The sequence below is a fragment of the Bacillus sp. FJAT-18017 genome, assembly GCF_001278805.1.
Lineage (GTDB): Bacteria > Bacillota > Bacilli > Bacillales > Cytobacillaceae > Bacillus_D.
On sequence record NZ_CP012602.1, the window covers coordinates 4,726,449 to 4,740,015 of the forward strand.

A 13,567-nucleotide genomic window follows, 5' to 3' on the forward strand; every position below is an offset into this window, starting at 1 on the left:
ACATCGTCCCTGAGTGTTATGCCGAAAAGTATTCTTAGTAGGCCTAGCCGGGTGTTTTCCAGCACTCGTTACTAAAACCGGAGCGGGAAGTTTCCGCTCCATGAGGCAGCAGTTGAAAGACTGTTGTGAAACCGGGTGGTACCGAGAAAAGCAAGAGCCTTTTCTCCCCGATGATACTCGCTGAAAAAATCAGCAGTGTTTTCGTGGGGGAAAAGGCTTTTTGTTGGAACAAGCATAGTTAGAGTTGGGCGTTTAGCCAAATACAAAAAACAGGAGGTTATCACGTGAAAGTGGAAGCGATGCCGGCATTGGAACCGGCGGTAACGCCAAAGACAGGAGCCGATATCTTAATCGAATCATTGGTGAATGAAGGTGTCGATACGATTTTTGGATACCCGGGTGGTGCTGTACTGCCAATTTATGATGCCATTTATCGGGCAAAAGGACAAATCCAGCATCTCTTATTCCGGCATGAACAAGGTTCCATCCATGCTGCCGAAGGTTTTGCCAGGGTTACAGGCAAACCGGGGGTCGTCATTGCTACTTCCGGACCTGGGGCAACTAATCTGATTACGGGCATTACCGATGCGATGATGGACTCATTACCACTTGTTATTTTTACAGGCCAGGTGGCAAGCGGAGTCATCGGAACCGATGCATTCCAGGAGGCAGATATTATCGGCATCACGACTCCAATCACAAAACATAACTATCAGGTTCGCTCAATTTCGGATTTGCCAAGGATTATTAAAGAAGCTTTCCATATTGCTTCTACCGGCCGGCCAGGTCCAGTCGTAATTGATATCCCAAAGGACATTTCAAGTAATCCTGTCCATGTTGAACTGACGGACCATTTTCACTTGCCCGGATATCAGCCAACCACAAAGCCGAATCCGCTGCAAATCATTAAGCTGGCAGATGCACTTTCCAAAGCAAAGAGGCCTATCATCCTTGCGGGTGCCGGCATCCTGCACGGGAAGGCATCCAATGAACTGAAACAATTGGCAGAAAAACACCAAATTCCTGTAACAACTACCCTGCTTGGACTAGGAACCTTTCCCGGGAACCACCAATTATCGCTTGGAATGGCGGGTATGCACGGGACTTATACAGCGAACATGGCATTGTATGAATGCGACCTGCTTCTTAATATCGGGGCACGTTTCGATGACAGGCTGACCGGCAACCTTAAACACTTTGCCCCACAAGCGACAGTTGCCCATATCGATATCGATCCCGCGGAAATAGGAAAAAATGTACCAACTAATATCCCGATCGTTGGAGATGCGCGGGTAGCATTGGCAGAACTATTAAAACAGGAGTTTACGGTAAACCAGCATACGGATTGGTTAAGGAAACTTGAAGATAACAAGGCTCACTTCCCGCTTTGGTATCAAAAGGACGATGAATCGATCAGTCCTCAGGAACTTATTGAAAAAGTTCATCAGTTCACCAATGGTGAGGCAATTGTCGTAACGGATGTTGGCCAGCATCAAATGTGGGCGGCCCAGTACTATAACCTTTCAGAACCTGATCGCTGGGTCACTTCCGGAGGCTTAGGCACAATGGGATTCGGGTTTCCGGCTGCAATCGGCGCCCAGCTGGCGGATCCTGAAAGGACAGTGGTTGCATTAGTCGGTGACGGTGGCTTCCAAATGACTTTGCAGGAACTTGGCGTTCTCCAGGAGAGGAACCTGCCAGTCAAGGTCGTTATAGTCAATAACGGTGCCTTGGGGATGGTTCGGCAGTGGCAGCAGGAATTTTATGGTGAACGATATTCGGAGTCCCTCCTCCCTGTCCAGCCTGATTTTGTAAAACTGGCTGAAAGCTATTCAATCAAAGGGGTAAAGATTGATTCCGAAGACCAGCTCTCAACGCTCCTTCCTGAGGCACTTGCTTTTCCAGGGCCGGTTCTGATTGATTGCCGTGTCGCTCCTGGAGAGAACGTTAATCCGATGATTGCCCCTGGTAAAGGACTGCATGAAATGATAGGAGTGAAACCATGAAACGGATCATTACAGCAATAGTCCAAAACAAAAGCGGTGTCTTAAATCGTGTAACCGGACTCCTTCAGCGGCGCCAATTCAATATTGAAAGCATTACTGTCGGCCCAACCGAAGTTGAAGGAATTTCCAAAATGACGTTAGTCGTTGAAGTTGGCGACAGCATGAAGCTGGAGCAGCTGACTAAACAGCTCCACAAACAGATAGATGTACTTAAGGTCTCCGATATCACAGATAAATCGGTTGTTTCAAGGGAACTTGCTCTTATAAAAGTTTCAAGCACAGGCCATATAAGGCATGAAATCAAAGAAATTATTGAGCCTTTCCGCCCTGCCGTCATAGATGTTGCTAAAGACAGCATTACGATACAAGTAACAGGGAAGCCGGAAAAGGTGGAAGCGTTGATTGAATTATTAAGGCCATACGGAATTAAGGAAATCGCCAGAACAGGGCTGACAGCTCTGTTGCGGGGCAGCCAGCAAAACGTCTCGGAAATGCCCGCCTTTTCAATGCATAAATAGGAACGACTTGCCCTTTCTTAGCTTAGCACTATACGCTGAGCCCGAAACAGCGTCAAAGATTGTGTTCAATTAATTTTATATAAAACAATCAATCTCAAAAACCGGAAGGATGGATGAATAATGGCAAAGGTACTTTACAATCATGACATTTTGGAAGAGGTTTTGAAAACGAAAAAAATCGCAGTAATCGGTTACGGCTCCCAGGGCCATGCCCATGCACTGAATTTGAAAGAAAGCGGTTTTGATGTCGTTGTAGGAGTTAGGCAGGGAAGATCATGGAACAAGGCTCAGGAAGATGGGCTTGACGTACGCCCTGTTGATGAAGCTACAGCCCAGGCAGATGTAGTCATGGTTCTGCTTCCTGATGAGCAGCAGCCTAAAGTATATCAAGAAAGCATTAAAGATAACCTAAAGCCAGGCGCAGCACTTGTTTTTGCACATGGTTTCAACATTCATTTTAACCAGGTTGTCCCTCCTGCCAATGTCGATGTATTCCTTGTTGCACCAAAAGGCCCGGGCCATCTTGTGCGGAGAACATACCAGGAAGGAGCCGGCGTACCCGCACTATTTGCCGTCCATCAGGACCATTCCGGCCAGGCACGGCAGATTGCCCTTGCTTATGCAAAAGGAATTGGGGCAGCACGTGCAGGGGTGCTTGAAACTACCTTCCAGGAAGAGACAGAAACTGACCTATTCGGCGAACAAGCAGTACTTTGCGGCGGGCTGACAAGCCTCGTTAAAGCTGGATTTGAAACATTGACCGAGGCAGGTTACCAGCCTGAGGTCGCCTATTTTGAGTGTATGCATGAACTGAAGCTGATTGTCGATCTGATGTATGAGGGCGGCCTTGAAAACATGCGTTACTCAATTTCCGATACAGCCCAATGGGGTGACTTTGTATCCGGACCTCGTGTCGTAAATGATGAAACGAAAGCACGTATGAAAGAAGTTCTCAAAGACATTCAAACCGGCGTCTTTGCAAAGGGATGGATCCTTGAAAACCAGGTGAACCGTCCGCAATTCAATGCAATCAATGCAAAAGAAAACAACCACCCAATCGAAAAGGTCGGACGTGAACTCCGCGAGTTAATGCCTTTTGTGAAACCTCAACAAAAGGCAAAGGTTCTTAATTAGCATCTGGAACTATTCGAGAAGGAAATTCGGCCCTTCCTATATTAAGGGGAGGGCCCAACTCCAAAGAGAGGGATGGGAAAAGGAATGACCAACAATATCCTCATTTTTGATACGACTTTGCGCGATGGGGAGCAGTCGCCCGGAGTTAACCTGAACAAGCTTGAAAAATTGGAAATTGCCAAGCAGCTCGAACGTTTCGGGGTAAACGTGATGGAAGCCGGATTTCCAGCTTCGTCCCAGGGTGATTTTGATGCAGTCAGAAATATCGCCCAAACTGTTAGGAATGTTTCGGTTGCTGGCCTTGCAAGGGCTAATGTCTCCGATATTGATGTGACTTGGGAGGCACTAAAAGAAGCAGAAGCTCCCCGCCTTCATGTCTTCCTGGCCACCTCTCCCATTCACATGACCTACAAGCTGAAAAAGTCACCTGAGCAGGTCATAGATCTGGCAGTCGATATGGTCAGATATGGAGCGGGCAAATTCCCATACGTTGAATGGTCCGCAGAGGATGCCTCCCGTTCCGATTTAAATTTCCTTGCTAAAATCATTGAAAAGGTAATCGATGCAGGAGCGAAAGTCATCAATCTTCCTGATACTGTCGGCTATGCAACCCCGGAAGAATATGGGCGAATGTTCAGGTATGTCAAAGAACATGTTCCTAATATCGATAAAGCAATACTTTCCGCACATTGCCATAATGACCTTGGAATGGCGGTTGCCAATTCAATGGCAGCGATTGAAAACGGGGCAACCCAGGTCGAAGGGACAATAAATGGAATCGGTGAACGTGCCGGCAACGCTGCTCTGGAAGAGTTTGCAGTCGCACTGGCAATCAGGAATGACCAATATCCATACACCACAAGCCTTGAACTGAAAGAGATTAAGAGGACAAGTGATTTGGTCCGGAAACTCACCGGGATGCCAATCGCCCCGAATAAGGCTGTTGTTGGGCAGAATGCATTCGCCCACGAATCAGGAATTCATCAGGATGGAGTGCTCAAACATGCACAAACCTATGAAATTATCACTCCATCCATGGTAGGTATTCAGTCAAACGAACTCGTACTTGGGAAGCATTCAGGGCGGCACGCCTTTAAAGACAAAATAGAACAGCTCGGCTTTGCCTTGACGGATGAAAAAATCGAGGAAGCGTTCAAGGATTTTAAATCATTGACTGATACAAAGAAAGAAGTAACCGATGAGGATTTATTTACTATCCTTACCGATATCCAGACGTCCATATCCGATTTGAAAAAGTATGACTTACTTGCATATCAGGTCCAGTCGGGATCAATAAACCTCCCCACTGCTACGGTCGCACTTAAAACTCCGGAGGGGTTAAGAGTTGAAACCGCACGGACCGGTAAGGGGCCCGTCGAGGCTCTCTACAATACGCTTGAAGCTCTAATAAAGGAAGAAATCCATTTAAGCAGATATCAATTAAGCTCAGTTGGCCAGGGCCGTGATGCACTAGCCGAGGTCCATGTAAAAATGACCGTTAATGATATCCCTGTGAGTGGGCGCGGCTCTTCACAAGATGTGCTTGAAGCTTCCGCAAAAGCATTCCTGAATGCAGTGAACCGGGTTTTTTACAACAAAAACTATAAAGTTATCGAAACTGTGAGCAGCTAACTGTTTAAGGGGCTAACCCGTTCTAGCTTTTTCAAATATAAAGGAGGACCAACCGATGAAAAAACATATCGTCCTGCTTCCAGGTGATGGAATTGGAACAGAAGTCATCAACGCCGCTCAGGAAGTTCTTACTGCAATTGCTGAGGAATACAATCATTCCTTCAGCTTTGAAACCCATGATATTGGAGGGGCGGCAATTGACCGCCATGGAACTCCCCTTCCCGAAGATACAATAAAAGCCTGCAAGAGTGCCGATTCTGTCCTGCTCGGGGCTGTTGGCGGACCAAAATGGGATCACAACCCTTCCCATCTTAGACCGGAAAAAGGCTTGCTTGGGATTAGAAAAGCACTCGGCCTATTTGCGAATTTAAGGCCGGTAAAAGGGTTTGAACAATTACTGCATACCTCCCCTCTAAAAGAAGATATTGTCAAAGGGAGCGACTTGTTAATTGTTCGGGAACTTACTGGCGGGTTATATTTCGGAACTCCAAGTGAGCGGCAAAATGACGGGAACTCAGTCGTAGATACCCTTTTCTATACACGCGGGGAGATTGAAAGAATTGTAGATACGGCATTCCAATGTGCCAAGCAGCGGCGAAAGCAACTTACATCGGTTGACAAAGCAAATGTCCTTGAATCAAGTAAGCTTTGGCGCGAAATCGTCGAAGAGAAAAAACAGCAGTACCCTGACGTAACGGTTGAGCATCAGCTTGTTGACTCAGCCGCGATGAAATTGATCACGAACCCTTCCCACTTCGATGTCATTGTCACAGAGAATATGTTCGGTGATATTTTAAGTGATGAAGCTTCAGTTTTAACAGGTTCATTGGGAATGCTCCCTTCTGCAAGCCTGAGAGAGGATGGTTTCGGACTATACGAACCCGTTCACGGATCGGCACCTGATATTGCTGGCAAAGGAATTGCAAACCCGGTTGCAATGGTGCTTTCCGCAGCCATGATGCTCAGGCATTCCTTTGGACTTGAGGAAGAAGCTAAAGTTATTGAAGATACAGTTGAATCAATCTTGAAAGCCGGCTTCCACACCTCGGATATCCGGATTGAATCTGGCCAAAAGGTAAGCACCGAAGAAATGACAATCTTAATTACGGAATCAATCAAAACCAGAAGCGCGGCTAATTGTATTATGAGCTGTTATGCCTAAGAAAAGCGGAACCGCCTTGGTCAGGGGCGACAAGCGCTGGAGGGCCTGAAGTGGAAGTCGTTCTTTGACTTCAACTGAAGGATCGAAGCGACCTCGAGCCCCTAGGCGCTGCAGCTGGACAATTCTCCATGAGATTATGACTTATTTATTACTTAAAGAGGAGGTACTTTATGACTGCCAAAACGATTATCGAAAAAATATGGGAGAAACACGTTGTCCATCAGGAAGCTGGTAAGCCAGACCTATTGTATATTGATTTGCACTTGGTTCACGAAGTCACCTCCCCTCAGGCCTTTGAGGGCTTGAGAATGAACGGGCGTAAAGTACGCCGCCCTGATAAGACGTTTGCTACTATGGACCACAATGTGCCGACGAAAAACCAACTGGTTATTAAGGACTTAATCTCCAGAAAACAAATCGATACATTGATGCAGAATTGCAAGGAGTTTAACATACCGCTTGCTGATATCACCCATCCTGACAATGGGATCGTCCATGTCATCGGACCTGAACTCGGCCTTACCCAGCCCGGAAAGACGATTGTTTGCGGTGATAGCCATACCTCAACACACGGTGCTTTTGGGGCTCTCGCATTCGGCATTGGCACGAGCGAGGTGGAACATGTGCTTGCCACTCAAACACTTTGGCAGCAGCGTCCCAAAACAATGAATGTAAAGGTTAATGGAAAACTTGGGTTTGGGGTGACGGCAAAGGATTTGATTTTGGCGATTATCGGCAAATTCGGCGTCCGTTTTGGCACAGGTTATGTTATGGAGTATACAGGCGAAGCCATCCGCTCCCTTTCGATGGAAGAAAGGATGACCGTCTGCAATATGTCAATCGAAGCAGGTGCACGGGCCGGGTTGATTACTCCAGATGAAACAACCTTTGAATACCTGTGCGGAAAAAAATATGCTCCTCAGGGAGAAGCTTTTGAAGAGGCTGTAAAGAAGTGGCGAGCGCTTGCCAGCGATGATGGCGCTGTCTACGATGAAACAGTCGAAATCGACGCCTCGGAAATCGCACCTCAGGTCACCTGGGGAACGAATCCGGGAATGTGTATCCCTGTTGATGCAGCCATTCCCGCTCCGGAATCGGCCCGGACAGATAATGAACGAAACGAAATCGAGCGTGCCCTTGAGTATATGGGACTAGAAGCAGGAAAGCCAATCTCGTCTGTCACAGTCGAACATGTATTCATAGGTTCCTGTACGAATTCGAGGCTGAGCGACCTTCGCAGGGCTGCCTCAGTTATCAGGGGCAGATCAGTTAATTCGTCGGTACGCGCTATTGTTGTTCCCGGTTCCAAGAGCGTAAAGGCTGCCGCTGAACAGGAAGGCCTTGACGCAGTATTTAAAGATGCTGGCTTTGAATGGCGTGACGCTGGCTGCAGTATGTGCCTGGCAATGAATGATGACTTTGTACCGCCTGGCGAGCGCTGCGCATCTACATCGAACCGTAACTTTGAAGGACGGCAAGGTACCGGGTCACGAACTCACCTGGTCAGCCCCGAAATGGCAGCTGCCGCCGCGATAGAAGGCCATTTCGTTGATGTTCGGGAATACGCTGCCGCGGAGGTGCTTTAAATGGAACCAATTACAGTTCATACAGGTCTTGTCTTCCCACTTAACAGAAGCAATGTTGACACTGACCAAATCATCCCTAAGCAATTTTTAAAGCGAATAGAGCGCCAAGGCTTCGGACAGTTCTTGTTCTATAACTGGCGTTTTGACCTTAACGGCAATCCGCGCGAGGATTTTCCACTTAACGCCGAAAAATATAACGGTGCATCGATTTTAGTTGCCGACGAGAACTTTGGGTGCGGGTCATCCCGGGAACACGCGCCATGGGCCTTGCTGGATTATGGCTTTAAAGTGATTATTGCGCCGAGCTTTGCCGATATTTTTAAAAACAACTGCCTGAAAAACGGCATACTAGCAATTGAATTGGAAGCAGAGAAAGTCAAAGCGCTTTTGGAAAAGGCTGAAGATGAGAGTTATTACGTAACGGTCAATCTTAATGAGCAGACAGTCCAGGATTCGGACGGCTTTTCTTATCACTTTGATATCCCTGCCTACAACAAGGAAATGCTGTTAAACGGCCTTGATGATATCGGGATTACTCTTTTATATGAAGAAAAAATTACTGTCTTTGAAAACAGCCGATAGAAATTTGGTTATATTCAACAACAAACATTTAAAAGGAGTGTGACTCCCTTGGGGATTCCTTAACGACTAATATGATTTCCGATGCGATGGAACAATTGGCAAAAATCGTGTATCGGACACCGCTTACAACATCTAGTTTTTTAAATCAATTGGCAGGGACTAACATTTTCTTCAAAATGGAGAACCAGCAAAAAACAGGCGCCTTCAAGGTCCGCGGGGCAAGCTATAAGATGGCCCGATTGTCTAAACATGAAGCCCAAAAAGGTGTTATAGCTGCCTCTGCCGGTAATCATGCCCAGGGTGTTGCATATGCTGCGGCAAGCCGCGGGATTTCAGCAAAAGTTTTTATGCCTGCCAGCACCCCTGCCGCAAAGGTTCAAGCGACGGAATATTATGGGGCCAAGGCCGTGCTTACTGGTGCTACTTTTGAAGAAGCATATTCCGCCGCCTGCCAGGAGCAGAAAAAAACAGGCAGCTTCTTCCTCCATCCGTTTGACGATTACGAGGTGATGGCTGGTCAGGGAACTGTAGCAATTGAAATGCTTAGTCAGCAACCTGATCTTGACACTATAATCGTACCAGTCGGCGGCGGCGGACTGATAAGCGGCGCTGCCGTGGCGGCCAAGCAGCTTAAGCCAAAGATCCGAATCATCGGTGTTCAGGCCGAAGGAGCCAAGGGAATGCACGATAAATTCCATGGCTACCCATCCATGGTGGCTGGGACTTCCAAGACTATTGCAGAGGGTATTGCAGTAAAGGAGCCGGGGAAGTTGACCCTGCCTATCATCCAGCACTTGGTTGATGACATAGTCACAGTAAGCGAAAAAGATATCGCCACTGCCATTGTTTACATGTTGGAAAGAAAGAAAACATTAGTCGAAGGTGCAGGAGCTGCAGCATTTGCGGCCCTACTTGCCCACCGCAGCACCATCCGCTCTAAAAACTGCGGCATCATTGTCAGTGGGGGAAACGTGGATATAACGAGCCTAGGATATATTCATCAGCTTGCTAACAGTGGAGCAATTTCTCTGCTTGCATGACGTTAACATGGCTATCAAAAACAAGGATTCCCTAATTGGAATCCTTTTTTAGTTCCAAATCAAAAGGTAAATTGAAGAGTAGGAACAAAAGCCCAAGCGCCTTCATGACAGGCAAAGTGCCGACTAAGACGAAAAAAAAGCAATACTGCCCGCAGCATTGCCATCATTAACTTATTTTATTTCTTCCTGGATGCCTCCAGCTTCTTGCCAAGTATATATTCTGCTAAACAGTAGCAAAATTCCATACTGGCCACAATAACTGAGTAAGCATTTTTTACTCTATTCATATTTATTCACCTCTAACCCATCAATAATTCTACCATGATTTTATCAGACACCGCTACAGTTTCCTTTACAAGCTTGCCTTCACTCACCTTCCATTTCAAGCGCCGCATCCCCACAATTCAAACTCATGCCTCTAGATATGTATGTATAACACTCTCATTATATATAGACTAATTTTCAGTCTATTTAGTTTCTTATCAATTTAAAATTTCTTAGAAAATTTCTTTGAGTCGAACTGCGTGTATTGGTGAACCGACCCATATTAAGTACGTATGTTACAATGAGGATGAAATTTTAACCAAATTCAATAAGAAAGCTTAATTAATCCTCAATAAATTCATTCGTTTTTTATGGTACATGAACATAAATGTTTAAGGGTAATGGTAAGTGGGTCTTTTTTCTTGTTTAAGGAGGAAACTATCATGTCAATTTCTTTTTCAAATCTCCATAGGAAAGAATTTATAGAAAACCTTACATCCCAATCTTTTGACGTCCTCATTATTGGCGGCGGCATTACAGGTGCCGGGATTGCTCTCGATGCCACAACCAGGGGCATGTCAGTCGCCTTGGTTGAAATGCAGGACTTTGCAGCGGGCACCTCGAGCCGCTCAACTAAGCTAGTCCACGGCGGCCTCCGCTATTTAAAGCAATTGGAAGTAAAAATGGTTGCCGAAGTCGGCAGGGAGCGTGCAATTGTATACGAAAACGGTCCCCATGTTACAACCCCGGAATGGATGCTTCTCCCTTTTCATAAAGGCGGTACGTTCGGCAGTTTTACTACATCAATTGGGTTAATGGCTTATGACCTCCTTGCTGGCGTTAAAAAAGGTGAGCGCAGGATGATGCTTTCAGCCAAAAAAACGCTTGATAGGGAGCCGCTTATTAAAAGAGAAGGTCTTCGGGGCGGTGGATTTTATGTTGAGTACCGGACTGACGATGCCCGATTAACCGTCGAAACCATGAAAAAAGCTGTTGAAAAAGGGGCTACCGCTCTCAATTACGCTAAAGTTAATAGGCTATTATATAATGATGGCATTATTTGTGGTGCAGTTGTAGAGGATGTTTTGACGGGAGAGGAATTTGAGATCCGAGCAAAGAAGATCGTCAATGCGACAGGCCCTTGGGTCGATAACTTGAGGGTTTTAGATAACTCAAAGAAAGGTAAATTCCTGAGATTATCCAAAGGTGTCCATATCGTAATCGACCATTCCCGCTTCCCCCTCAGGCAGGCAATTTATTTTGACACACCGGATGGGAGGATGGTTTTCGCAATTCCTCGGGCAGGTAAGGCGTACGTCGGGACAACCGATACGTTCTACGAAGGCGATCCTGCTAACCCGGAAATAACAGAGGCTGATCGAACATATCTTCTGAAGGCAATCGATTATATGTTCCCGAATGTAAATATAACCGATAAAGACATTGAGTCTACCTGGGCAGGGGTCAGACCCCTTATTTACGAAGAAGGAAAAGCTCCATCCGAAATTTCTAGAAAGGATGAAATCTGGGAATCTGAAACCGGGCTGATTACGATTGCTGGCGGGAAACTGACCGGCTATCGGAAAATGGCTGAGACTATTACAGATTTACTCGTGGATAAACTGTCAGCCGAGAACGGACGAAGCTTACTGTCCTGCCAGACAAAGCACCTTCCGATTTCCGGCGGCGATGTTGGCGGGGCGGAAATGTTTGAAACGTTTGTTGAGTCTCTAACTTTATCAGGTGTGGAGGCCGGTTTAACAGCAGAAGAAGCCCGGCATCTTTCCCGGATGTATGGGTCCAATGCACCTAGAGTATTCCAGCTTGCTACTACCCATAAAGAGGAGGCTTCCCGTTTCAGGCTGCCTTCTGTCCTTTTTGCAAAATTGGCCTATGCCATCGAGGATGAAATGGCGGTCACTCCAACGGATTTCTTTAACCGAAGAACAGGAGCGGTTTTATTCGATATTCAAACGGTATTAGAATGGAAGGATGCTGTAGTCGATTACTTTGCCTATCGATTTGGTTGGAACGATGAGGAAAAACAAAGGCACTTGGCCGACCTTGAACAGGCGATTGCGGAGGCTGCCGGGGCTTCTCAGTAATCCTTTATTAAGACGCAATCAGAAACGTAAAGGAACATCCAATCTTTAAACGGATTGGCATGTTCCTTCTTCATTGATTCTTTCAGCAAATCCATCTCTGCCATACCTTTTTAAAAATTTATGGAACGGTTCACGTTTCTTGGCCTCTTCCTTATAGACCTGGATGATTCTTTCGACAGTTTTATAGAGTTCCTCCGGCTGAAGGCCTTCCCGAAATAGGCTCCCTGCCTCGGCATCCCTTCCTTTTGATTTCCCGCCGATATATAAATCATAATCTTTACCCATTTTCATGACGCCGATATCATTGATGAGCGGTTCACCGCATCCGGTCGGACAGCCTGTATACGCAGGCTTTAGAGTGAATGGAACTTGGGCTCCTGCAATCCGCTTGTTTAACTCTTTTGCAACAGGCATGCCTTCTTCCTCAGACCCTTTGCAGAAATTGCATGTTCTCAGGCTTTTCACAAAGTTGCCGACAGGATAACAGCTTAGCCCTGCTGCTTCAAATTCGGCTATCACTTCATCCTTTTGGGATACAGGGATATCGATATAAAACTGCTGGAAGGTTGTCAACTCAAGCTCGCCCCCGTCATTCATATACTTGGCGATAGCAAGCAGTTGCCTTGCGGTCAGCTTTGCACCAAATCCAATACCTCCGTTGACTGCCAGCTTAACTTTATTTTCTGCCTTCATTTAAATTCTCCTCCTACCTTTAAACCTGCAAATCTCGTTTTCTATAAAAGATATACGTAACCCAAACCATTATGCTTATAATTATGACAGACAAAAGGACATACACAGCATCAAAGCCAGTTCCATTCAGCATTTGTGCAGCATCGAAATATTTAAATGGTGTGATATATTTCAAGCCCTCAAGATTTTCATTCATATCAACAATAACGGATAGGATAAAAGCTCCTAACAGGATTGTCGTTGCTAATGAAGCCGCCGATTTAGGATTTTTACATAAAGCCGCAATCCCTGTTCCAATTACCAAAAACATTACCTGCAAGATGAACAGCCCAGCTATTAATAACCCGATCTCACTCGATACCTCTTCTCCACTTGCATAGCTGTTGACAATTGCCATGGACGAAACAAGCGTAACGAGATTGAGTATGACAACGTTCACTATCGCTGCCAACAGCTTAAAGGTAATAATTCTACTCCTTGAAACAGGCTTAACCATCAGGAATTCTGTTGTTTTGTCGCGCTCTTCTTTTGAAATGATATTCGCCCCAAGCATCACCGCGTGGATGGTTGCCATTATAACAAGATAGAGAAATAGCACTCCGTAAAATCCACTTGCCTTTGTAAGATCGAAATCGCCAAAGCCCAGCACAGTCCTGAGCGTCTTCGGTATTTGTGAGATCAGTTCATTCACTGCTTCCCCCGACCCTTCATAATAGGAGAACTTCCCCATACCGCTAATTACCATAAAGACAATCCCGATGCTCCAAAAAACAAGAGATTTTAAATGCGCTTTTAGTTCCCTGGCAAAAATATTCATATCGGTCCACCTCCGTTTCCGCTGCCAA

The 13,567-nt window shown here is 46.1% G+C and carries 11 protein-coding genes; 9 read left to right on the forward strand and 2 right to left on the reverse strand.

Going from position 1 to position 13,567, the window contains the following annotated elements:
* Window positions 1-284 precede the first annotated feature (284 nt).
* From ilvB to AM500_RS22210, 9 genes are all read left to right on the forward strand, one after another.
* Window positions 285-2,006: an acetolactate synthase large subunit gene (ilvB, locus tag AM500_RS22170; RefSeq protein ID WP_442853980.1), complete on the forward strand. Its 1,722-nt coding sequence runs from the start codon at window positions 285-287 to the stop codon at window positions 2,004-2,006.
* The gene (gene ilvN / locus AM500_RS22175) at window positions 2,003-2,524 is read left to right on the forward strand and encodes an acetolactate synthase small subunit (protein ID WP_043930847.1); all 522 of its coding nucleotides are present in this window, start codon (window positions 2,003-2,005) and stop codon (window positions 2,522-2,524) included. The genes ilvB and ilvN overlap by 4 nt, the downstream gene beginning before the upstream one ends.
* A 120-nt stretch (window positions 2,525-2,644) precedes the next feature.
* Window positions 2,645-3,658 carry a ketol-acid reductoisomerase gene (gene ilvC / locus AM500_RS22180; RefSeq protein WP_053601163.1) on the forward strand — a complete coding sequence of 338 codons (1,014 nt, stop codon included), beginning with the start codon at window positions 2,645-2,647 and terminating at the stop codon, window positions 3,656-3,658.
* Between the two features lie 84 nt (window positions 3,659-3,742).
* Entirely contained in the window at window positions 3,743-5,290 is a 1,548-nt protein-coding gene (locus AM500_RS22185) for a 2-isopropylmalate synthase (protein WP_053601837.1), read from the forward strand.
* 55 nt (window positions 5,291-5,345) lie between these two features.
* A complete protein-coding gene (gene leuB, locus AM500_RS22190; protein ID WP_053601164.1) occupies window positions 5,346-6,452 on the forward strand; it encodes a 3-isopropylmalate dehydrogenase in 1,107 nt (368 codons plus the stop codon).
* Window positions 6,453-6,622: 170 nt separating this feature from the next.
* Window positions 6,623-8,038, forward strand: a complete 1,416-nt coding sequence (leuC, locus tag AM500_RS22195) for a 3-isopropylmalate dehydratase large subunit (protein WP_053601165.1) — start codon at window positions 6,623-6,625, stop codon at window positions 8,036-8,038.
* The gene (gene leuD, locus AM500_RS22200) at window positions 8,039-8,620 is read left to right on the forward strand and encodes a 3-isopropylmalate dehydratase small subunit (protein WP_053601166.1); all 582 of its coding nucleotides are present in this window, start codon (window positions 8,039-8,041) and stop codon (window positions 8,618-8,620) included. It abuts the gene before it with no gap.
* Between the two features lie 86 nt (window positions 8,621-8,706).
* Window positions 8,707-9,660, forward strand: coding sequence for a threonine ammonia-lyase (gene ilvA / locus AM500_RS22205; protein ID WP_053601838.1), 954 nt, complete (start codon window positions 8,707-8,709; stop codon window positions 9,658-9,660).
* Window positions 9,661-10,373: 713 nt separating this feature from the next.
* Window positions 10,374-12,029 (forward strand): glycerol-3-phosphate dehydrogenase/oxidase, encoded by a 1,656-nt coding sequence (locus tag AM500_RS22210; protein ID WP_053601839.1) that lies wholly within the window; start codon window positions 10,374-10,376, stop codon window positions 12,027-12,029.
* A 45-nt stretch (window positions 12,030-12,074) separates the two neighbouring features.
* Here AM500_RS22210 and AM500_RS22215 read toward each other — a convergent pair whose 3' ends face one another.
* Window positions 12,075-12,722: an NAD(P)/FAD-dependent oxidoreductase gene (locus tag AM500_RS22215; protein ID WP_053601167.1), complete on the reverse strand. Its 648-nt coding sequence runs from the start codon at window positions 12,720-12,722 to the stop codon at window positions 12,075-12,077.
* A gap of 19 nt (window positions 12,723-12,741) precedes the next feature.
* Window positions 12,742-13,539 (reverse strand): ABC transporter permease subunit, encoded by a 798-nt coding sequence (locus AM500_RS22220; RefSeq protein ID WP_053601168.1) that lies wholly within the window; start codon window positions 13,537-13,539, stop codon window positions 12,742-12,744.
* Window positions 13,540-13,567 lie beyond the last annotated feature (28 nt).

Bases quoted from the DNA above. Each gene is read 5' to 3' on its own strand.
- ilvN (WP_043930847.1), top strand. From the start codon at position 2,003: ATGAAACGGATCATTACAGCAATAGTCCAAAACAAAAGCGGTGTCTTA.
- ilvC (WP_053601163.1), top strand. From the start codon at position 2,645: ATGGCAAAGGTACTTTACAATCATGACATTTTGGAAGAGGTTTTGAAA.
- AM500_RS22185 (WP_053601837.1), top strand. From the start codon at position 3,743: ATGACCAACAATATCCTCATTTTTGATACGACTTTGCGCGATGGGGAG.
- leuB (WP_053601164.1), top strand. From the start codon at position 5,346: ATGAAAAAACATATCGTCCTGCTTCCAGGTGATGGAATTGGAACAGAA.
- leuC (WP_053601165.1), top strand. From the start codon at position 6,623: ATGACTGCCAAAACGATTATCGAAAAAATATGGGAGAAACACGTTGTC.
- leuD (WP_053601166.1), top strand. From the start codon at position 8,039: ATGGAACCAATTACAGTTCATACAGGTCTTGTCTTCCCACTTAACAGA.
- ilvA (WP_053601838.1), top strand. From the start codon at position 8,707: ATGGAACAATTGGCAAAAATCGTGTATCGGACACCGCTTACAACATCT.
- AM500_RS22215 (WP_053601167.1), bottom strand. From the start codon at position 12,722: ATGAAGGCAGAAAATAAAGTTAAGCTGGCAGTCAACGGAGGTATTGGA.
- AM500_RS22220 (WP_053601168.1), bottom strand. From the start codon at position 13,539: ATGAATATTTTTGCCAGGGAACTAAAAGCGCATTTAAAATCTCTTGTT.